The sequence below is a fragment of the Mycobacterium sp. NGS59 genome (assembly GCF_059812345.1).
Genome location: NZ_JCALCN010000024.1, coordinates 31,134 through 51,760, shown reverse-complemented (window position 1 = coordinate 51,760; position 20,627 = coordinate 31,134). Strand labels below are relative to the sequence as shown.

Genomic DNA, 20,627 nt, shown 5'->3' with positions numbered 1-20,627 from the left:
AATCTGTGCTGCACGTCCGACGAGGGCCGGGAGGTGCGCAATGTCGTTCGTGGTTGCCACGCCCGAGTTAATGTCGGCTGCCGCAGCGCAATTGGCGACAATCGGGTCAGCGGTCAACGCCGCCAACGCATTTGCCGCAACCCCGACGGTCGAGGTGCTCGCCGCCGGGGCCGACGAAGTGTCGGCGGCCGTGGCGGCCCTGTTCGGTCGGCACGCGCTGGGGTATCAAGCGCTCAGCGTGCAAGCGGAAACCCTCCACGCCCAGTTCGTGGCAACACTCGCCGCCGCGACCCAGGCGTATGCAAGTGCCGAAACCGCCGCCGCGGCGCCGCTGACCGACCTGCTCAACCTGATCAACACGCCGTTCCGGCTGGTGCTGGGCCGTCCGCTGATCGGCAACGGCACCGACGGGGCCGCCGGCACCGGAGCCGACGGCGGCGCCGGGGGACTGCTGTTCGGCAACGGGGGCGCGGGCGGTTCTGGCGGCGGTGCGCATCCGGCCGGCGGGCGGGGCGGCGCCGCGGGACTACTCGGCAATGGCGGGGCGGGCGGTGCGGGCGCCGAAGGAGCCGTCGGAGGTTCGGGCGGCAACGGCGGCTGGTTGTTCGGCAACGGCGGCGTCGGGGGCGCCGGCGGTGATGCTCCGCTCGGTATCGGCGGTCTCGGAGGGGCCGGCGGCCAGGCGATCCTGCTCGGTGCCGGAGGGGGCGGTGGCGCCGGCGGGCAGGGCGCCAACGGCGGCGGCAACGGCGGCGGCAACGGCGGTGCCGGTGGATGGGGCGGACTGTGGGCCGGTAACGGCGGAGCCGGCGGCGCGGGTGGTCTGGCCACCGCGGCGGGTAACGGCGGGATCGGTGGCGCCGGTGGTAACGCGTGGTTGGTCGGCGACGGCGGGGCCGGCGGCCACGGTGCCGCGGCCACGGCCCCCGCAGACACTGGCGGACTCGGCGGCGCCGGAGGTGCCGGGGGCAGCGGCGGGCTGTTGTTCGGCAACGGCGGGACCGGCGGCGGAGGCGGGACCAGCGCTGCCGGCGGCATCGGCGGCGCGGGCGGTCTCGGCGGCAATGCCGGGCTGATCGGGTCCGGCGGCGCCGGAGGCGGCGGCGGCCTGGGCGGCGGGCACTTCAGTGAAACCGGCGGCAGCGGCGGCAGCGGCGGCGCGGGTGGCTGGTTGTTCGGCAACGGCGGTGCCGGCGGAGCCGGCGGCGACGCGCTGACCCAGGCGAGCGGCGCGGGTGGTGACGGCGGTGTCGGTGGCGCGGGCGGTGCCGCCAGGCTGTTCGGCGACGGCGGGCTCGGCGGGGCGGGAGGTGCCGGCGGTCAGGCGAACGGCGCCGGCGATGCGGGGGGAGCGGGCGCGCGTGGCGGTCGCGGCGGCTCCGGTGGCTGGGTCTTCGGCAACGGCGGCGGCGGTGGTCGCGGCGGGGTCGGCGGATCGTCGGACACCGCAGCCGGCGGGCCGGGCGGGGCCGGCGGCGACGGGGGATCGACCACCCTGGTCGGCGACGGCGGCAATGGTGGCGCAGGCGGGGCCGGGGGACAGGGCGCGATCGTCGGCACCGGCGGCCCGGGCGGCACTGGTGGCGCGGCGGGGCTGCTGTTCGGCAGCGACGGCAGCACCGGCGCGGCGGGCTAGAGCGACCAGCTGTTGGGCTCGGGCCGGAAGCAGAACGCGGGCGCGGGCGGCAGCGGGCGTCGCTCACCGATCGTGATCGCGTCCATGATCAACGCGACATAGCGTTGCCAGCCGTTGCCGGTGTCCATCGTCGACAGCACGCTGTAGAGCATCGCGATCAGCCGGGGTAGGTCGTCGGCGACCAGGTCGTCGCGGATCCGGCCTTCCCGCTGCCCGCGGCGCACCAGCTCGCCGAGCGCCTCGTTCAACTCGTCCGAGACGTCGGCGGTCAGCGATCCGGCGCGTCGGGCGGCCATCAACAGGTTCTGGTCCCGGGCCCCGAGCGTGATCGCCGCTTCGATCAACTGAGTGAGGCCGCGCAGCGGGTCGGCGCAACGCAGTGCATCAGCCAGCGCCGGGCCCAGTTCCTCGCCGATGCTCTGATCCAGGGCCGCCCGGACCAGTTCGCCCTTGGTGGGGAACCGGCGGTACAAGGTCCGCTCGCCGACGCCGGCGCGACGCGCGACGGCCTCCACCGGGGCGTCCGGACCGAGTTCGCCGTAGACGTCCCGCGCGGCACGCAGAATCCGCTCGACATTGCGGGCGGCATCGGCTCGCAGAGTCGGCCGGTCTTCGACGGCTGTCACCGCTACAGCGTAACCGCCGGTTGACTGCCGATGCCGACAGCTCTACGCTCGAACAACTGGCAGACCTCTGACACTTAACGGGAATCAGCTTTGATGTCAACCACTTCCGATGTGCGCTCCGAACCGGAGCTGCCGGTGATTCCCGTCCCACGCGCGCCGCACTGCCCGCTGGCGCCGCCCGCCGACTTCGCCGACTGGCGCGACGGGCAGGGCTTGCGGCGGGTGATGTGGCACGGCCAACCGGCCTGGATGGTCAGCCGCTATCAGGACATCAGAGCGGCGTTGACCGATCCACGCCTGTCGGCGGACACCATCCCGGATTTCATGAAGCCGCAGAGCACCGAGAACACGCCGGTGATGTTCGCCCGGGTCGACGATCCCGAGCACCACCGGTTGCGCCGGATGCTGACCACCAACTTCACCTTCCGGCGCACCGAGACGATGCGTCCGCAGATCCAGGAGCTGGTCGACCATTACCTGGACCGCATGATCGACAAGGGACCCCCCGCCGACCTGGTCCGCGACTTCGGGCTGCCGGTGCCGTCCATGGTGATCGCCCTGCTGCTGGGGGTACCGCCCGCGGATCTGGAGATCTTCCAGCACCACACCACGGTCGGTCTGGACACCCGGTCTTCCGACGAAGAGAAGGCGCAGGCCTTCATGGCGATGTACTCCTACATCCAGGAGTTGGTGGATCGAAAGCAGCACGAGCCCGGCGACGACCTGATCAGCCGGCTGGTCACCGACTATGTGGCGACCGGGCAGCTCAACCGAGAGACCGCGGGCATGACCAGTGTGATCATGATGCAGGCCGGTCACGAAACCACCGCCAACATGATCTCGCTGGGAACGGTTGCGCTGCTGGAGAATCCGGAACTGTTCGCCCGTCTCGGGCAGACCGACGATCATGCCGTCATCGCCAACATCGTCGAGGAGCTGATGCGCTACCTGAGCATCGTGCACAGCCAGGTGGACCGGATAGCGACCGAAGACTTGATGCTGGGCGGTCAGTTGATCCGTGCCGGGGACGCCGTCCTGATGAATCTGCCGGCCGGAAACTGGGATGCCGACTTCGTCGACGATCCGGAAGTCCTCGATCCCGACCGAAACACCCGCGGCCACTTGGGTTTCGGCTACGGCGTGCACCAATGCATCGGGGCGAACCTGGCGCGCGTCGAGATGCAGGTTGCATTCGCGACGCTGGCGCGGCGGCTGCCCGGATTGAAGCTCGCGGTGCCGGCGGATCGGCTGCAATTCAAGGAATCATCCGACATCTACGGCATGAAAGAGTTGCCGGTCAGTTGGTGACGGTGAACGGCCTGCGCTTCGACGACCGAGTAGCCGTGATCACCGGCGCCGGTGGAGGTCTGGGTGAGCAGTACGCGTTGCTGCTGGCCTCCCGCGGCGCGCGGGTCGTGGTCAACGACATCGGATCGTCGGTGACCGGCGAAGGATCCGACGCCGCGGCGGCCGACGCGGTCGCGGAAGCGATCCGCGAACAGGGCGGCCAAGCCGTCGCCGACACGCACAGCGTCACCGACCCCCAAGGCGGACAAGCGATCATCGACACCGCGCTGGCGGCCTGGGGGCGGGTGGACATCGTGATCAACAACGCCGGGATCGTCGGTGACGCGCCGTTCGAGGACATGACCGCCGACCGTGTCCAACCGCTGCTCGACGTGCACCTCAAGGGTGCGTTCCACGTGACCCGCCCGGCGTGGAAAGTGATGCGCGAGCAGCGGTATGGACGCGTGCTCAACACCTGCTCGGCAGCCGGGATCCTGGGCGCGGAGAACATGAGCAACTACGGGGCGGCCAAGACCGGTCTGATTGGTCTGACGCGCGTGCTGGCGGCCGAAGGCGCCAAGGACAACATCAAGGTCAACGCCATCTCGCCGATCGCGCTCACCCGGATGTTGACGCATTCCATCGATCAGACCGGTGACCCGGACGATCCGGGCGCGCAGGCGGTGCTGGATGACCTTGTCGGGCAATACCTTCGGCGGCTGGATCCGGGCCTGGTGGCCCCGGTTGCGGCGTTTCTGACGCACGCGGACTGTCCGGTTTCCGGCGAGATCTACACCGTCGGCGCCGGCCACGTCGCCCGGTTCTTCGTCGGCCGGACCAGAGGTTTCTACAGTCCCACGCTGTCCGTCGAGCAGGTGCGTGACCATCTCCAGGAAATCCGCGACGAAACGGGCTATACCGTTCCCGGCGGCCCTGGCGACGAGATGACCGAACTGTTCGCCACCATCATGAGCAACTGAACGCCACACCGACACCGTCGGGTGGCGGCACCGACTTCAGACACCCGAACGGTTCGATACCCGCGGCGCTGAACCGGGCGGCGGACTGGTGGGCGTAATTCACACAGAACAGGCCGGCTTGGTCTGCGCGGCAGCGAAAGTCGCCGAAGGACACCGCGTCACCGTTGGCCAACTCCGCCCCGGTGCCGGCGAGAAACGGCCCCGGATCGGCGCGCGCCGCGCCGATCTGCAGGCGGGCGCCGTCGAAGTCGACCCACCCGCCCTTCCACTCGCCATAGGCCGTCTCGGGAGGCGGCGGGGGACTGGCCAGCTCGACCAGACACGACAGCAGGCCGGCGGTGTGCTCGGCGTCCGTCGTGCACTTGGCCTTGGCCCCCGCAGCGCTGAACGCGGTATTGCCGGCGAGCTGGTAGCGGGCCGGATCGACCGGATGAGCTGCTTCGATCCAGGCGATGACGGCACCGATCGGCGCCCCGGCCACCGGTGGGGTCGACGCCGGTTTGCTGCTGGTCGGTACGGCCGACGTGGACCCCGTCCCCGGTGTTGCCGGTTCACCGGTGTTCGAGTGCGAGCAACCGGCGACCAGCAACGGGATTGCGACCAGCGCGGCGATCCGCATGACATGAGGCTAGCCGCCAGACAGCAGATTTCGGCGCTACCCGCGCCGTGCCCGCGACGATTCCGCTACCGTCGATCTATGCATGAGCGCACCGTCCGCGCCCGTACAACCGCCGGCACCGTCGAAGGGTTCACCCGCGACGGCGTCAACCGCTGGCGATCCATTCCCTACGCCCGCCCACCGGTGGGCGCGTTGCGCTATCGCGCGCCGCAACCGGCGCAGCCCTGGTCCGGGGTGCGGCACTGCCACGGGTTCACCAACTGCGCGCCTCAGCAGCGCCGCTACACGCTGCTCGGCGTCAACCGGTACCAGCCGATGAGCGAGGACTGCCTGACCCTCAATGTCGTCGCCCCGGAACGCGGCGGCGACGGCCCGCTGCCGGTCATGGTGTTCATTCACGGCGGCGGGTACATCCTGGGCAGTTCGGCCACCCCGATCTACGACGGCGCCGCGCTGGCCCGCCGCGGCTGTGTCTATGTGTCGGTCAACTACCGGCTGGGCGCGCTGGGCTGTCTGGATCTGTCAGCACTGTCCACGGCGGACGTCACCATCGACAGCAACCTGTACCTGCGCGACCTGGTGCTGGCGTTGCGGTGGGTCAAGGACAACATCGCCGGCTTCGGCGGCGACCCGGACAACGTGACGATCTTCGGCGAGAGCGCCGGCGCGCACATCACCGCCACGATGCTCGCGGTGCCCGCCGCCGAGGGCCTGTTCCACCGGGCGATCTCGCAGAGTCCGGCGGCCGGCATGATGCGTTCGCAAGACGTCGCCGCCGAGTTCGCCACCCGCTTCGCGCGGCTTCTCGGCGCCCGCGGGCAGGACGCGGCCGACACGGTGATGCGGGCACCGGCCGCGCAACTCATCGACGCCCAGCACCAGTTGATCGACCAGGGCATGCAGCAGCGGCTGGGCGCCTTCCCGATCGGTCCGGTCTTCGGTGACGACGTGGTGCCCATCGAACCCGTCGAGGCGATGCGTTCGGGTCGGGCGCACCGGGTCCCGCTGATCGTCGGCACCAACGCCGACGAGGGCCGGCTGTTCACCCGGTTCCTCGGGATGCTGCCGACCAACCGCAAGATGGTCGAGGAGCTGCTCGCCGATCTGGAACCCGCTGCCCGCGAACGCATTACCGCCGCCTACCCCAAGTACCCCAAGCAGTCGGCGTGTATCCAGTTAGGCGGTGACTTCGCGTTCTGCACGGCGGCCTGGCAGATCGCCGACGCGCACGGCCTGCACGCGCCCACCTACCTGTACCGGTACGACTACGCGCCGCGGACCCTGCAATGGTCCGGTTTCGGGGCCACCCACGCCACCGAGTTGCTGGCGGTCTTCGACATCTACCGCACCCGGTTCGGCGCGCTGCTCACCGCCGCGGCCGACCAGCGGGCCGCCCTGCGGGTCAGCAACGACGTGCAACGACGCTGGCGGGCGTTCAGTCGTACCGGCGTCCCGGGTGACAACTGGCCGGTCCACACCGACGACGAGCGAGCGGTCCTGGTCTTCGACCGCAAGCCCCGCGTCGAGTTCGACCCGCACCAACACCGTCGGCTGGCCTGGGAGGGTTTCACGCTGGCGCGGTGACCTGGCACGCTGTCCTTCATGGGCACGAACACAGACCAAGCCATTGAGCGTCCCGGCGACCTGACCGCCGAATGGCTGACCGCGGCGGTCCGTGCCGGCGACGTCGCCGAGTTCACCGTCGAACGCATCGGTACCGGCCAGATGAGCGAGTGCTACCGCATCGGGCTGACATACGCCCACCCCGAACCCGTTGCCGGCCGCCCACATTCGGTGGTGTTGAAGGTCGCGGCGACCGACCCGGTGAGCCGACAGACGGGGCTGGCAATGGGCCTCTACGAGCGCGAGGTCCGTTTCTACCACGACATCGCGCCGCGGTTGGGTGGCGCGATCGCGACGTGCTACCACGCCGCCATCGACGTCTCCACTGGAATCTTCGATCTCCTGCTCGACGACGCGGGACCCGCCGCGGCCGGTGACGAGATCGCCGGTGCCACAACCGAACAGGCTCAGCTGGGCGTCACCGAGTTGGGCCGTCTGCACGGGCCGCTGCTGGGGGACGCGACGCTGGCCGACGCCCAGTGGCTCAACCGTGACTCGCCGCTGAACCAGGCATTGGTCACCGCGCTCTACGCCGACTTCGTCAACCGTTACCGCGATCAGATCGCACCCGAACACCGCGCGGTGTGCGAGCGTCTCGTGGAGTCGTTCGACGGATATCTGGCCCAGGAGGCTGCCCGCGGCGGAATCCAGGGCTTGGTGCACGGCGACTACCGGTTGGACAACATGCTTTTCGGTGCCCCGGGAGCCAACCGGGCACTGACGGTTGTCGATTGGCAGACCGTCTCGTGGGGACCGGCACAGACCGATCTGGCTTACTTCCTGGGCTGCGCCCTGCCGGTGGCGGACCGCCGTGACCAGTACGAGGACTTGCTGCGGGCATACCATCAGGCCCTGGGCCCGCAGCCAGCCATCACCCTGGACGAAGTCCGGGAAGGCGTACGCCGGCAGAGTTTCTTCGGCGTGATGATGGCGATCGTCTCGTCGATGCTGGTGGTGCAGACCGAGCGTGGCGACCGGATGTTCATGACGCTGCTGCAACGGCATTGCGAACATGTCCTGGATACCGACGCGTTGGCGACATTGCCCGCGGCCGCGGTACCCGAGCCGCTGCGGCCGGCACCGGAGGACGAACTCGCCCACGCCGCCACCGACGAGCCGCTGTGGAGCGAAAGCTGGTACGCCGATTTCGTCGACCCTGCGGAGGGGCTGGGCGGCTGGTTCCGGCTCGGCTGGATAGCGAACGAGCAGCAGGTGTGGATCCACGCCTTACTGTGCGGGCCGGACCTGCCCACCATCGCCGTCGATACCAAAGTGCCACTGCCACAAAGTCCTTGGGCGGTACGGTCCGACACCCTCGAACTGCACCACGCGGCCGACGACCCGCTGCGCAGCTATCGTGTCGACCTGCGCGCGCAGGGACGCTCGTACGCCGATCCGTCGGCATTGCTGCGCGGCGAAGCGGGAGAGCCCGTCGAACTCGCGATGAATCTGGTGTGGGCCACCAGCGGGATCCCCTACCGGTACCGGGTGACGACGCGGTACGAGATCCCGTGCACCGTGTCGGGCACCGTCACCGTCAAACACGCTCGCTACCAGTTGGATTCGGTCCCCGGACAGCGCGACCACTCGTGGGGGGTACGCGACTGGTGGAGCATGGACTGGATGTGGAGTGCGCTGCACCTCGACGACGGGACCCATCTGCACGCGCTGAGCCTACAGATCCCCGACACCCCGCACCTCAGCATCGGCTACGCCCAGGACGCGGCCGGCAACATCGTCGAGCTGAGCGCGGTGAGCATCCGGGAAGCGTTCGGCGGCAACGGTTTACCGCAGGACACCACACTGCAGATCGAGCCGGGGCAGCTCACCGCAGACGTCGTCGTCCGGGCGCACGCTCCGGTGCGGCTGACCGCCGTCGACGGCCGGGTCAGCCAGTTTCCCCGGGCATGGGTCGAGATCACCACCACCGACGGCCGCAACGGCGTGGGCTGGATGGAATGGAACCGCAGCCGGACCGAACAGAGCCGGTGAAACGTCCGGCGGGCCCCGTCGTCGTGATGGGGGTTTCCGGGTGCGGCAAGTCGACCGTCGGGGCGGCGCTCGCGCAGCGGTTGAATGTGGCTTTCCTGGACGCCGACGCCCTGCACCCCCCAGCAAACGTCACCAAAATGTCTGCCGGGCAACCGCTTTCGGATGCCGACCGGCATCCGTGGCTGGAGCGGGTCGGCGCCTGGCTGACCGGGCACCCTCGATGCGTGGTCAGCTGTTCTGCCCTGAAGCGCAGCTACCGCGATCAATTGCGCGGACACTGCGCCTCAGCGCAGTTCTTGCACCTGGACGGGTCGAGCGACCTGATCGGCGCACGCCTGGCCGCCAGGTCCGGTCACTTCATGCCGGCAACGTTGCTGCAGTCACAACTCGACGCGCTGGAGCCGCTGGGCGCCGACGAGCACGGTGTGGTCGTGCGACTCGCCGAGGACCAGGACGTGAACGCCGTCCTCGACGCGTTCCTCGCTAGCGTCCCCAGCGCTTGCGACGGCTGCTGAGTTCGTCGTCCAGCCGGTCGCGTGCGGTCAGGGCTAGTTCGTTGCTGCGAGCAACCGCCCGGTCGGCGAGTTCGCTGCCTCGGTGCGCGGCCCGGTCGGCGAGTTCGCTGCCCCGGTTCACCGCCCGGTCGGCGAGTTCACTGCCCCGGTGCGCGGCCCGGTCAGCGAGCTCGCTACCCCGATTGGCGGCGCGGTCGGCGAGCTCGCTGCCACGGTGGCGCGCGGTCTCGGCGAACTCCACGCCGCGGGTCTGCGCGGTGTCGGCCAACTTCTTGCCACGCTTGCGCGCCTTCTTGGCATACGGCGCGCTCTTCTCCACCGCGGTGCTGGCCAGCTCTTCTCCGCGCTTGCGGGCCTTCTTCGCGTAGGGCGCGCTCTTCTCGGCAGCCGTGCTGGCCAGTTCGCGACCGCGTTCCAGTGCCGCCTCGGCGTAGGGCTGGCTCTTTTCGGCGGCCGTGCTGGCCAACTCCCGACCACGCTCGAGCGCAGCCTCGGCGTACGGTGCGCTCTTCTCCGCGGCCGTGTTGGCCAGTTCGCGGCTGCGCTCGGCACCGGCCTGCAGGCCATGCACGATCCGCTCACCCAACTCCGAATCCAGGAACGAATCGCTGGACCCGGACACCCGGTCCGACAGCCGCTCGGCGGCGCGGCGACCACGCCAACCCAACGACGGCTTACCCGCGGTGTCGGCGGACGCGATGATCAGCCCGCCCAGCAGACTGACGTCGCCCAGGAACGCGCGCCGCTTCTCGGCCTTGCGTTCCGGGTCGGTTTCGTTCCAAAACTGGTGTGTGCCAAGGTTGCCCGGAATCACGGTCAGCGCCAGCGCCGCCGAAGCCAGCCGCGGCAGCCGGCCCGCGGCCAGCAACACCCCACCGCCGATCTGGACGGCGGCGTTGATTTGAGCGAACGTCTCGGCATCCGCGGGAATGTTGGAACTGACCGACTCCGGCAGCGACTGCAAACCGTCGACAGTCGGTTGTGCGGCTTGAGCTGCGGGTTTCGGGTTCAGCAGCGCCTCTATTCCTTGGCCGATGAAGACAGCTGACAGCATGGGTCGCGCGATTCGTCGGATCAACATGGGCGGTGTGTTCCCCGGTCGGCCAGCCCACAAACCGCTGGATTCGTGCCAATCCTCCGTCCCTGCAGCGGGGGATAGGGTGTACCCCGTGCGGGCACTGATCATCGTCGACATGCAGAACGATTTCTGCGAGAGCGGAGCGGTACCGGTGGCCGGCGCACACGCACTGGCGCAGTCGATCAACGACCATCTGACGGGTGCACCCGGCTACGACCACGTCGTCGCGACCAAAGACTTCCACATCGACCCGGGCGACCACTTCTCCGACGACCCCGACTTCGCTTCGTCGTGGCCGCCGCATTGCCGGGCCGGCAGCGTGGGAGCGCAGTTCGACCCCGATCTGGACACCCGGCCCATCGAAGCGATCTTCCGCAAAGGCGCCTACGCCGCGGCCTACAGCGGTTTCGAAGGTGTCGACGAGCGTGGCACCGCCCTGCTGGATTGGCTGCGCCGGCGCGATGTGGACGCCCTCGACGTGGTCGGCGTCGCCACCGACCACTGCGTGCGGCACACCGCGCGGGACGCGGTCCGGGCGGGGTTGACCACCACGGTCCTGTTGGACCTGACCGCGGGGGTCTCGGCCGAGTCCGTCGCACACGCACTGAGCGAGATGCGCAGCGCCGGTGTCGAGTTGATCGGGAGTCGGCGATGACCACAGCAGAGCGAGACGAGTTGCTGGCCACGGTGGAACGCTCGCCGCAGGCGGTGGCCGCGCACGACCGCGCCGCCTGGGTGCAGGTGTTCGCACACGACGGCCGGGTCGAAGACCCTGTCGGGTCGAGTCCGCACATCGGGCACGACCAGATCTATCGCTTCTACGACACCTTCATCGGTCCGCGCGACATCACGTTCCACCGGGATCTGGACATCGTCAGCGGCCGCGCCGTGTTACGCGATCTCGAACTCGAAGTCGGCATGGGTCCGGGTGTCACCATGTACATTCCCGCCTTTCTGCGTTACGACCTTCGAGAAGTCAACGGCGAGTGGCAGGTTGAGCGACTGCGGGCCTACTGGGAGCTGCCGGCGATGATGCTGCAGTTCCTCAAGACAGGTGCGCGGGCATTGCCCCCCGGCGTGCACCTCGCCCGAGGATTGCTGGGCAACCAGGGTCCGCGCGGCACCGTCGGGTTCATGACCGGGTTCCGCCGCGCCGGGGCGCGTCACAAGAAGCTCGTCGAGAACTTCCTGGGTGCGTTGACCCGACGCGACGAGACCACTGCATCGGGCGCGTTGTCGGCCACGGCCACAATCACTTTGGGTGACGACGACACGCTCGATCTGGCCGGACTCGCCGAGCGGCTCCGCGGCGGCAAGTGGACCAAAGTGATCGGCGCCGGGTCCACCGTCGTCGTGGGAGTCAGCTCCGAGCGCGGACGCGGCATCCTGTTCGCCGATGTGGCCCGGCGCGGCGATCGGATCAACCAGATCCGTTACTTCCCAGGCTGATTGGGCCTGTCGTGCCGAGCGGCACGGCCGCGGAACTCGCCGGGCGGCGACGTTGGACAACGCCGCGGCTGGTGGCGAGGAAGATAATCCCTTAAGGTCCGCTATGCCGCACTGCGGCCGACACCGGGAGCGTCATGTTCGACAAGCCGTTTGCGCGGCGCAGCCTGCTGCAGGGGGCGGGCACGGTCACCGCAGCCGCAATGGCGCCGTGGGTGAGCGGGTGTTCCTCGGACGACGACGACGCCCTGACCTTCTTCTTCGCGGCCAATCCCGACGAGATCCGGCCACGGATGCGGGTGGTCAACGAATTTCAGCGTCGGCACCCCGATATCAAGGTGCGTGCGCTGCTGTCCGGTCCGGGCGTGATGCAGCAGTTGTCGACCTTCTGTGCGGGCGGCAAATGCCCGGACGTGCTGATGACCTGGGAGTTGACCTACGCGGAACTGGCCGATCGTGGGGTGCTGCTGGATCTCAACAGTTTGTTGGCCGGTGATCGCGCCTTCGCTGCGCAACTCGTGTGGGACAGCATCGACACGCTGCAGAACTCGTTCGTGTTCAACGGCGGCCAGTACGCCCTGCCCGAGCAGTGGTCGGGGAACTTCCTGTTCTACAACAAGGAGATGTTCGCCGCGGCCGGGGTAGCGCCACCGCCGCGCGCGTGGCAACAGCATTGGAGCTTCGGCGAATTCCTCGACGCGGCTCGAGCTCTCACCCGACGCGACGCCTCGGGCCGGATCACCCAGTGGGGTTTCGTCAACGCGTGGGTCTCGTTCTATGCGGCCGGTCTGTTTGCCATGAACAACGGCGTCCGTTGGTCGACTCCGCGGACGAATCCGACGCACCTGAACTTCGACGACGACGCCTTCGTCGAGGCGGTGCAGTTCTACGCCGACCTGATCAACAAGCACAAGGTTTCGCCCAGCGCCTCCGACCAGCAGTCGATGTCCAACGCCGACTTGTTCTCGGCGGGCCGGGCGGCGATCGCGCTCGGTGGGCACTGGCGCTACCAGACTTTCGACCGCGCGCGCGGCCTGGATTTCGACGTCGCGCCGTTGCCGGTGGGTCCGAACGCACAGCAGGCTTGCTCGAACATCGGTGTCACCGGTCTGGCCATCTCGGCGACGAGTCGACGCAGGGAACAGGCCTGGCAGTTCGTCAAATTCGCCGCCGGGCCGGTCGGGCAGGCTCTGATCGGCGAATCGGGATTGTTCGTACCGGTGCTGCGGTCCGCGCTGCATTCCGAGGGGTTCGCCCGCGCACACCGACGGATCGGCAACCTCACGGTGCTCACCGACGGACCGGTGGTATCCGAAGGTCTGCCCATCACCCCGGCGTGGGAGAAAGTCGTGGCGCTGATGGACCGCAACTTCGGACCGGTGCTGCGAGGTTCCCGGCCGGCCAGTGTTCTGACCGGATTGTCGCGAGCCGTCGACGAGGTGTTGCGTAACCCATGACCGCCATCGACGCACGCCCCGAGATCCGCCGTTCGCGCCGACGTGAGTGGGCCGGTCGCCTGTTCGTCGCCCCCAACCTGGCCGCCGTCGTCGTCTTCATGGTGTTTCCGCTGGGCTTCTCCCTGTACATGAGCTTCCAGGACTGGGACATGTTCACCCCGGCTGAGTTCGTCGGAGTGGCGAACTTCCACCGCCTGTTCACCTCCGACCCGTTGTTTCTGATAGCAGTGCGCAATACGGTCATCTACACCCTGGGGACCGTCTTGCCGACCCTAGCGATCAGTCTCGTCGTCGCCGGACTGCTGAACCGGAAAATCAAGGGCATCAGTGTCTTTCGAACCCTAGTCTTCCTGCCACTGGCCATCTCTTCGGTGGTGATGGCCGTGGTCTGGCAGTTCGTCTTCAACACCGACAACGGACTGCTCAACATCATGCTCGGCTGGGTGGGGATCGGCCCGGTGCCGTGGCTGGTCGAACCGCGCTGGGCCATGGTTTCGCTGTGCCTGGTCAGCGTGTGGCGCAGCGTCCCGTTCGCCACCGTGATCCTGCTGGCCGCGATGCAAGGCGTTCCGGAGACGGTGTACGAAGCGGCGAAAGTCGATGGCGCGGGCGAGGTTCGGCAGTTCGTGTCGATCACCGTGCCGCTGATCCGGGGCGCCCTGTCGTTCGTGGTTGTCATCTCGATCATCCACGCATTCCAGGCCTTCGATCTGGTCTACGTACTGACCGGAGCCAACGGCGGTCCCGAAACCGGAACCTATGTGTTGGGCATCATGCTGTTCCAGCACGCGTTCTCGTTCCTGGAATTCGGATACGCCTCGGCGCTGGCCTGGATCGTCTTCGCCATCCTGCTGGTGTTGACGGTGCTGCAGTTGCGGATCCTTCGGCGGCGTTCCTGGGAGGATTCCCGTGGCCTCGGCTGACCGGTCGCTGTTACGCAACAGCATTCGCGCGGCAACCCTGTACGCCGCGCTCATCGGCGTCGCCTGGTGCGCGCTGTTTCCCATCCTGTGGGCGCTGTCGGGGTCGCTGAAGAAGGACGGCGAGATCAGCGAGCCCCGACTCCTCCCGTCCAGCCCGCAATGGTCCAACTACACCGAGGTGTTCGGGTTGATGCCGTTCTGGCGAATGTTCTTCAACACCGTGCTCTATGCCGGCTGCGTGACCGCGGGTCAGGTGTTCTTCTGCTCGCTGGCGGGATATGCGTTCGCGCGGCTGGACTTTCGCGGCCGTGACACGTTGTTCCTGCTTTATCTCGGCACCCTCATGGTGCCGCTGACCGTGACGGTGATTCCCCAGTTCATGCTGATGCGGGCCGCGGGCTGGGTCGACACCCCGTGGGCGATGATCGTCCCGGGATTGTTCGGCAGCGCCTTCGGCACCTATCTGATGCGGCAGTTCTTCCGCACGCTGCCAACCGATCTGGAGGAGGCCGCGATACTCGACGGTTGCTCGCCGTGGCAGATCTACTGGCGCATCCTGCTTCCCCACGCGCGGCCGGCGGTGGTGGTGCTGGCCGTGCTCACCTGGGTCAGCGTGTGGAATGACTTCCTCTGGCCGCTGCTGATGATTCAACGCAACAGCCTGGCGACGCTGACACTGGGCCTGGTCCGGCTCCGTGGCGAGTACGTCGCCCGCTGGCCGGTGTTGATGGCCACCTCGATGCTGATCCTGCTACCGCTGGTCGTCGTCTACGCGGTCGCGCAACGTTCCTTCGTCCGCGGCATCGCCATGACCGGGCTGGGCGGGTAGCGCCGATGGCTTCGGTGAGTTTCGAGCAGGCCACGCGACGCTATCCGGGCGCCGACCGGGCGGCGCTGGATCGGCTGGACCTTGAGGTCGGTGACGGTGAATTCGTCGTCCTGGTAGGGCCGTCCGGGTGCGGCAAGACGACATCGCTGCGGATGGTGGCCGGGTTGGAAACCGTTGACTCCGGCCGTATCCGGATCGGCGGGACTGACGTCACACATGTCGATCCCAAGCACCGCGACGTCGCGATGGTTTTCCAGAACTACGCGTTGTATCCGCACATGACCGTGGCGCAGAACATGGGCTTCGCCCTCAAGGTGGCCAAGACACCGAAGTCCGAGATCGGCGAACGGGTACTGGCCGCGGCGAAAATGCTTGACCTGGAACGTTTTCTGGATAGCAAGCCCAAGGAGCTATCCGGCGGGCAACGGCAGCGGGTGGCGATGGGCCGGGCCATCGTGCGCCGCCCCCGGGTGTTCCTGATGGACGAGCCGCTGTCCAACCTCGACGCCAAGCTGCGCGTGCAGACGCGCAATCAGATCGCCGCCCTGCAACGGCAACTGGGTACCACCACGGTTTACGTCACCCACGATCAGGTCGAGGCGATGACCATGGGTGACCGCGTCGCGGTGTTGTGCGACGGCGTGCTGCAACAATGCGCGCCGCCGCGCGAGCTGTACCGCAACCCCGCGAACGTGTTCGTCGCCGGCTTCATCGGGTCGCCGGCGATGAACCTGTTCACCCTGCCGGTACTGAATTCCGCGGTGTCACTCGGCGACTGGGAGATCCGGATACCGCGCGAGATTTCCGCTACGTCGACCGACATCGTCGTCGGCGTTCGACCGGAACACTTCGAGGTCGGCAGCGTCGGCATCGAGATGGAGGTCGACGTGGTCGAGGAACTGGGCGCCGACGCATACCTGTACGGGCGGGTCACCGGCTCGGACACGGTGATCGGCCGGCCCATCATCGCCCGCACCGACGGCTACGACCCGCCGGCCAAGGGCAGCCGGGTGCGTCTGCATCCGCAGCCGGGGCACCTGCATTACTTCGGCGCCGACGGTCGCCGTATCCCGTCTGCTCGCGCCACGCCCCTTCCGCGAGAGTGAAATCGGCGACACGTCCGCGGCGTGTCTCGTCGTGAAATTCACACTCGGCAAGAACTATTGCCGGGTGATCGATCGCTACGGAACCGATGTCCTGGCCGGGTCGGGACGGCGTAAGCCCCGCTCGGTCGAGCAGCCCGTCGAGCTCGGCATGGTCGTCGAGGACGCACAGACCGGCTACGTCGGCGCTGTGGTCCGCGTCGAATACGGACGCGTCGACCTCGAAGACCGGCACGGCAAGACCCGCGGGTTCCCGCTGGGGCCTGGCTTCCTGCTGGAAGGCCGACCCGTGATACTCACCGCACCACGCCGCGCGGCCCCCGCGCCCGCCGGCCGCACCGCCTCCGGGTCGGTCGCCGTGCCAGGCGTGCGCGCCCGGGTCGCCCGGGCCGGCCGAATCTACGTGGAGGGTCGCCACGACGCCGAACTCGTCGCTCAAGTCTGGGGCGAGGACCTCAAAATCGAGGGCGTCGTCGTCGAATACCTCGGTGGCGTCGACGATTTGGTCGGCATCGTGCACAAGTTCCAACCCGGCCCGCAGGCGCGGCTGGGGGTGCTGGTGGATCACCTGGTCGCCGGGTCGAAGGAGTCACGCATCGCCGAGGCGGTGCGACGGGGCCCCGGCGGCGCTGACACGTTGGTGGTCGGACATCCCTACGTGGACATCTGGCAGGCGGTCAAGCCGCAGCGGCTCGGACTGCAGGCCTGGCCGACGGTGCCCCGGCACGTCGAGTGGAAGCACGGGATATGCCAGGCGCTGGGCTGGCCGCATGCCACCCAGGCCGACATCGCGCGCGCCTGGCAGCGGATCCGGTCGAAGGTACGCGATTGGAACGACTTGGAGCCGGCACTGATCGGGCGGGTCGAAGAGCTCATCGACTTCGTGACGCAGCCGGCGTAGCGCTGTGGCGTAGATCACCGTCACGCTCTCGCAGGCGCGCGGCACCAACTCCATGAACCCGAGTGGAATGGAGGAAGTCAATGACCGACGCGCTGATCATCGATGCCGAGGGCCTCGACCGCCTGTCGTGTAACGCCAAGGCCGACCCCAGCACGGGCAAAAAGACCTTGAAGGCCAAGACGGTCTGCGAGTCCGGATTCCGGAACATGACCTACGTGCGGGATCTGGCGCCCATGCTGGTGGGCGAGCCTCCGGCGCTGCTGGGCGACGACTCGGCGCCCAATCCATCCGAAGCCTGCCTGGCTGCACTCGGATCGTGCATCTCGGTGGGCCTGTTGGCCAACGCCACCCACCGCGGCGTGACGCTGACCAAGATCGAGGTGGAGATGGAAGGCGACATCGACATCTCGGCGGTCTGGGGTGTCGGCGACACTCCGGACGGCAAGGTCCTGGGCATCACCGACGTGCGCTGCAAGGTGACTCTGGCCGGCGACGCCGACGATCAGACGCTGCAGGAGATCCACGACAACGCCATCGCGTGGTCGCCCGTGGTCAATACATTCAGGCGTCCTGTAACTGTCGACTCGGCGCTGTCCATCGGCTAGGCAGTCACAATGACCACGACGACCGACGCCGCCATCGGCCTGCTCGACTCGGAGCTGTTGGCAGACATCCGTGCCCATGCCTGCGCCCTGGACCGCGGGGAGGACACCGCCCGCCGCAGCTTCGCGGCGCTCGGTGCCGCCGGTTTGCTGGGCGTGGGAGCGCCGGGCAACGCCGACGGCAAGCTGCGCGAGATGGCCGAAGTGATCAAACTGATCTCCGCGGAGTGCATGAGCACCGGATTCGCGGTGTGGGCCAACCGGATGGCGGTGGAGTATTCGCTCAGCGCCGCAACGCCGTTCGGCCTCGAGACGGTGCCGGCACTGCTGACCGGAACCACGCTGGGGGTGACGGGCATGGCCGCGGCCTTCAAAGAATTGGCGGGCTGCGGCAGTCTCGAACTCACCGCGACCACGGTCGACGGCGGGTACCGGGTCAGTGGTCCCATCCGCTGGGCTTCCAACCTCTACGACGACTCCCTGCTGGTCACCGCGGTACGCACCGACGGTGGCGAGAAGCTGATCGTGGCGCTGCCGTTGAGCACCCCCGGAGTGACGGTCGGGGACCATTTCAAGCTGCTGGCCATGGACAGCACGGCGTCTTCGTACCTGGAGTTGACGGACGCCTACGTTCCCGACGAGCAGGTGCTGGCCACCGACTTCGAAGGTTTCCTCGGCGCGGTCCGACCCACCTTCCTGGTCCTGCAGTCCGCGATGTGCATTGGGTTAGCCAAAACCACGGTGGCACAAGCCAAGTTGGGACTCACCGGGGTGAACGCGGTGTTCGCCGGCGAGGTCGACCAGGTCGCCGAGAAACTCGACCGAGCCGAGACCGCCCTGGACGAGTTGGCCGGCGCCGTCGGGGGAGCCGAGCCGCCCAGCAAGAGAGACTTGCTCTCGCTACGGCTGTCCGCAGCCGAGACCGTCAGCGCCAGCGTGGCTTTGGAGATTCGTACCGCGGGCGGCAAGGGCTATGCCAGTAAGACTCCGGCCAGTCGTCGATATCGTGAGGCCGCATTCATCCCGGTCCAGTCGCCGTCCGAAGCTCAATTGCGCTGGGAGCTGAACGGGTGTTCTTGAACGGCCGTCGACGGTGAGTCCGCCGGTGGTCGTTCACGAGGGATTGGAACCCGAACGCCTGGTCGGGGGGATATCGGTGGCCGCATTGGTCCGCGACTACCACCGGCCGATGGTCAACTTCGCTCGCACGCTGGTCGACTCGGCTGCGCTGGCCGAGGAAGCGGTGCAAGAAGCATGGGTGCAGGTGCTGAAGTCGGCGGAGTCGTTCGAGGGTCGATCCTCGGTGGCGACCTGGTTGTTCGGGATCGTCAAACACACCGCGTCACGGCACCGCCGTCGGGAGACGCGGATCCGCGAACACGAGATGCTCGGCACCGAGGATGCCGACCCGTTGTCCGGGCGGATGCACCCGGCAGGTCACCCCGACGCCGGCCACTGGCGTCTGCCGCCATCGCGGCGCTTTCTGCCGGAAGACCAGACCATGCACCGCGAACTCGTCGGGTACGTGCGAGCGGCGCTCGACACGTTGCCGGTGCGGCAACGACAGCTGATCATCCTGCGCGATCTCGTCGGCACCTCGTCGGAGGAGGCGGCCGAGATCCTGGAGTTGTCGGCCGAGGCGCAGCGCGCGCTGCTCTACCGCGCCCGAGTAAACCTTCGCAACGAATTGGAAAAGCGGTATCAACGATGACCGGTCACGACAACACCGTCCCTGCGATCGACTGCGTCGAGTTCGTTCGGCTCGTCGACGACCTGGTCGACTCCGACCCGCGACACTGGGGCCCGATCGTCGCGCGGCATCTCCGAGACTGCCCGCCCTGCCTGGTCTATCTGCAACAGATGCTGGATCTGAAGGTGTTGCTCAATCACGTCTTCGACGGCGAGAAACTCAGCGACTCGCACGTCGCGGGGGTGGTCAATACGCTGAATACGTTGCGGGACAGGGGTTGAGGGTAGCCGCGGGAGGTCTACCGAACGGGGCCGTGCGCTCGGCCGTCGAGATTGCATCTGTGCAGCAGAACGTCGAGTGGGGACCGGCCGATTCTCCATCTGGGCGACTACTATCGGGGCTTGTGGCTGAATTCGGGATCCTGGTCGCGATCGACGGGTCGGCGGAGTCCGACGCGGCCGTAGCCTGGGCGACCCACGAGGCGGCGATGCGCAATGTGCCCCTCACCCTGCTGCACGCGGTCGCCCCGGTGGTGGTCGGCTGGCCGGTCGGCCAGCTCTACACCGAAATGCCGGACTGGCAGAAGGACAACGCTGATCACGTCGTCGCGCACGCCCGCAAAAGCGTGTCGCAAAGCGATACACAGCCGCCCGCCGTCAACGTCGAAGTGGTCTATGCCAGCGTGGTTCCCACGGTGGTCGATGCGTCCGAGCACGCCCAGATGGTGGTGGTCGGAAACCAGGGAATGGGCACGTTGGGCCGCATGTTGTTGGGCTCGGTCAGCTCCGCACTGATTCAGCACGCGCACTGCCCGGTCGCCGTCATCCGTTCCGGCGACGGCACCATCGCTCCGGACCCGCACGCGCCGGTGCTGGTGGGTATCGACGGCTCGCCGGCCTCCGAAGCCGCGACGGCGCTGGCCTTCGACGAGGCATCGCGCCGCGGTGTCGACCTGGTCGCGTTGCACGCCTGGAGTGACATCGGCGTGTTCCCGGTCCTCGGAATGGACTGGCACGACCGCCAAGATCAAGGTCAGGAAGTTCTCGCCGAACGCCTGGCGGGGTGGCAGGAACAGTATCCGGACGTCCACGTGCAGCGCTCGCTGGTGTGTGACACCCCGGCGAAGTGGTTGCTGGAAGCGGCCGAGCGGGCGCAGTTGCTGATCGTCGGCAGTCGCGGCCGCGGCGGGTTCTCCGGCCTGTTGCTCGGGTCGACCAGTTCGACGGTGGCGCACTCGGCGAAGATTCCGGTCATCGTCGTCCACTCCTAGCAGGGGCCTTTGGTCCTTGCCGTCGAAGGCCGTTCGACCGGCGCGGACAA

20 protein-coding genes and 1 pseudogene are annotated in these 20,627 nt (G+C 68.1%); 18 read left to right on the top strand and 3 right to left on the bottom strand.

Annotated features, from left to right (window positions below; all coding sequences use genetic code 11):
- The first annotated feature begins 40 nt into the window (after window positions 1-40).
- Window positions 41-1,636 carry a PE family protein gene (locus AC5Y46_RS21475; protein ID WP_499992942.1) on the top strand — a complete coding sequence of 532 codons (1,596 nt, stop codon included), beginning with the start codon at window positions 41-43 and terminating at the stop codon, window positions 1,634-1,636.
- Here the strand turns inward: AC5Y46_RS21475 and AC5Y46_RS21470 are convergent.
- Entirely contained in the window at window positions 1,633-2,262 is a 630-nt protein-coding gene (locus AC5Y46_RS21470) for a TetR/AcrR family transcriptional regulator (RefSeq protein ID WP_499945964.1), read from the bottom strand. The genes AC5Y46_RS21475 and AC5Y46_RS21470 overlap by 4 nt on opposite strands.
- A gap of 93 nt (window positions 2,263-2,355) precedes the next feature.
- On the opposite strand from AC5Y46_RS21470, the gene AC5Y46_RS21465 reads away from it, so the two are divergent.
- On the top strand, window positions 2,356-3,570 hold the full coding sequence (locus AC5Y46_RS21465; protein ID WP_499945963.1) for a cytochrome P450: 1,215 nt from the start codon (window positions 2,356-2,358) through the stop codon (window positions 3,568-3,570).
- Between the two features lie 2 nt (window positions 3,571-3,572).
- The gene (locus AC5Y46_RS21460) at window positions 3,573-4,529 is read left to right on the top strand and encodes an SDR family NAD(P)-dependent oxidoreductase (protein WP_499945976.1); all 957 of its coding nucleotides are present in this window, start codon (window positions 3,573-3,575) and stop codon (window positions 4,527-4,529) included.
- On the opposite strand, the gene AC5Y46_RS21455 is transcribed toward AC5Y46_RS21460, so the two are convergent.
- Window positions 4,516-5,148: a hypothetical protein gene (locus tag AC5Y46_RS21455; RefSeq protein ID WP_499945962.1), complete on the bottom strand. Its 633-nt coding sequence runs from the start codon at window positions 5,146-5,148 to the stop codon at window positions 4,516-4,518. The two genes, AC5Y46_RS21460 and AC5Y46_RS21455, sit on opposite strands and share 14 nt — an antisense overlap.
- 78 nt (window positions 5,149-5,226) lie before the next feature.
- Here AC5Y46_RS21455 and AC5Y46_RS21450 point away from each other — a divergent pair, with 78 nt between their 5' ends.
- From AC5Y46_RS21450 to AC5Y46_RS21440, 3 genes are read left to right on the top strand one after another with little or no spacing between them, the layout of a single operon-like run.
- A complete protein-coding gene (locus AC5Y46_RS21450) occupies window positions 5,227-6,732 on the top strand; it encodes a carboxylesterase/lipase family protein (protein ID WP_499945961.1) in 1,506 nt (501 codons plus the stop codon).
- A gap of 18 nt (window positions 6,733-6,750) precedes the next feature.
- On the top strand, window positions 6,751-8,763 hold the full coding sequence (locus AC5Y46_RS21445) for a DUF7064 domain-containing protein (RefSeq protein WP_499992935.1): 2,013 nt from the start codon (window positions 6,751-6,753) through the stop codon (window positions 8,761-8,763).
- Entirely contained in the window at window positions 8,730-9,278 is a 549-nt protein-coding gene (locus tag AC5Y46_RS21440) for a gluconokinase (RefSeq protein ID WP_499945959.1), read from the top strand. Before AC5Y46_RS21445 ends, AC5Y46_RS21440 begins: the two co-directional genes overlap by 34 nt.
- Window positions 9,279-9,357: 79 nt before the next feature.
- On the opposite strand, the pseudogene AC5Y46_RS21435 reads toward AC5Y46_RS21440, so the two are convergent.
- A pseudogene (locus AC5Y46_RS21435) lies at window positions 9,358-10,359 on the bottom strand (DoxX family membrane protein); the annotation flags it as partial.
- Window positions 10,360-10,447: 88 nt separating this feature from the next.
- On the opposite strand from AC5Y46_RS21435, the gene AC5Y46_RS21430 reads away from it, so the two are divergent.
- The 12 genes from AC5Y46_RS21430 to AC5Y46_RS21375 all read left to right on the top strand — a co-directional run bounded on the left by AC5Y46_RS21430 (window position 10,448) and on the right by AC5Y46_RS21375 (window position 20,577).
- Entirely contained in the window at window positions 10,448-11,011 is a 564-nt protein-coding gene (locus tag AC5Y46_RS21430; protein WP_499945957.1) for an isochorismatase family protein, read from the top strand.
- On the top strand, window positions 11,008-11,805 hold the full coding sequence (locus AC5Y46_RS21425) for a nuclear transport factor 2 family protein (RefSeq protein ID WP_499945956.1): 798 nt from the start codon (window positions 11,008-11,010) through the stop codon (window positions 11,803-11,805). The genes AC5Y46_RS21430 and AC5Y46_RS21425 overlap by 4 nt, the downstream gene beginning before the upstream one ends.
- A 134-nt stretch (window positions 11,806-11,939) precedes the next feature.
- Window positions 11,940-13,259, top strand: a complete 1,320-nt coding sequence (locus tag AC5Y46_RS21420) for an ABC transporter substrate-binding protein (RefSeq protein WP_499945955.1) — start codon at window positions 11,940-11,942, stop codon at window positions 13,257-13,259.
- Window positions 13,256-14,182, top strand: coding sequence for a carbohydrate ABC transporter permease (locus tag AC5Y46_RS21415; protein ID WP_499945954.1), 927 nt, complete (start codon window positions 13,256-13,258; stop codon window positions 14,180-14,182). The genes AC5Y46_RS21420 and AC5Y46_RS21415 overlap by 4 nt, the downstream gene beginning before the upstream one ends.
- On the top strand, window positions 14,169-15,011 hold the full coding sequence (locus AC5Y46_RS21410) for a carbohydrate ABC transporter permease (protein ID WP_499945953.1): 843 nt from the start codon (window positions 14,169-14,171) through the stop codon (window positions 15,009-15,011). The genes AC5Y46_RS21415 and AC5Y46_RS21410 overlap by 14 nt, the downstream gene beginning before the upstream one ends.
- Before the next feature lie 5 nt (window positions 15,012-15,016).
- Entirely contained in the window at window positions 15,017-16,117 is a 1,101-nt protein-coding gene (locus AC5Y46_RS21405) for an ABC transporter ATP-binding protein (RefSeq protein WP_499945952.1), read from the top strand.
- Window positions 16,118-16,181: 64 nt separating this feature from the next.
- Entirely contained in the window at window positions 16,182-17,015 is an 834-nt protein-coding gene (locus AC5Y46_RS21400; protein WP_499945975.1) for a DUF3097 domain-containing protein, read from the top strand.
- An 80-nt stretch (window positions 17,016-17,095) separates the two neighbouring features.
- Window positions 17,096-17,620 carry an OsmC family protein gene (locus AC5Y46_RS21395; protein ID WP_499945951.1) on the top strand — a complete coding sequence of 175 codons (525 nt, stop codon included), beginning with the start codon at window positions 17,096-17,098 and terminating at the stop codon, window positions 17,618-17,620.
- 9 nt (window positions 17,621-17,629) lie between these two features.
- The gene (locus tag AC5Y46_RS21390; protein ID WP_499945950.1) at window positions 17,630-18,697 is read left to right on the top strand and encodes an acyl-CoA dehydrogenase family protein; all 1,068 of its coding nucleotides are present in this window, start codon (window positions 17,630-17,632) and stop codon (window positions 18,695-18,697) included.
- A 25-nt stretch (window positions 18,698-18,722) separates the two neighbouring features.
- Window positions 18,723-19,328 (top strand): RNA polymerase sigma factor, encoded by a 606-nt coding sequence (locus AC5Y46_RS21385; protein WP_499945949.1) that lies wholly within the window; start codon window positions 18,723-18,725, stop codon window positions 19,326-19,328.
- Entirely contained in the window at window positions 19,325-19,588 is a 264-nt protein-coding gene (locus AC5Y46_RS21380) for a hypothetical protein (RefSeq protein ID WP_499945948.1), read from the top strand. The genes AC5Y46_RS21385 and AC5Y46_RS21380 overlap by 4 nt, the downstream gene beginning before the upstream one ends.
- Before the next feature lie 122 nt (window positions 19,589-19,710).
- On the top strand, window positions 19,711-20,577 hold the full coding sequence (locus AC5Y46_RS21375) for a universal stress protein (RefSeq protein ID WP_499945947.1): 867 nt from the start codon (window positions 19,711-19,713) through the stop codon (window positions 20,575-20,577).
- Window positions 20,578-20,627 lie beyond the last annotated feature (50 nt).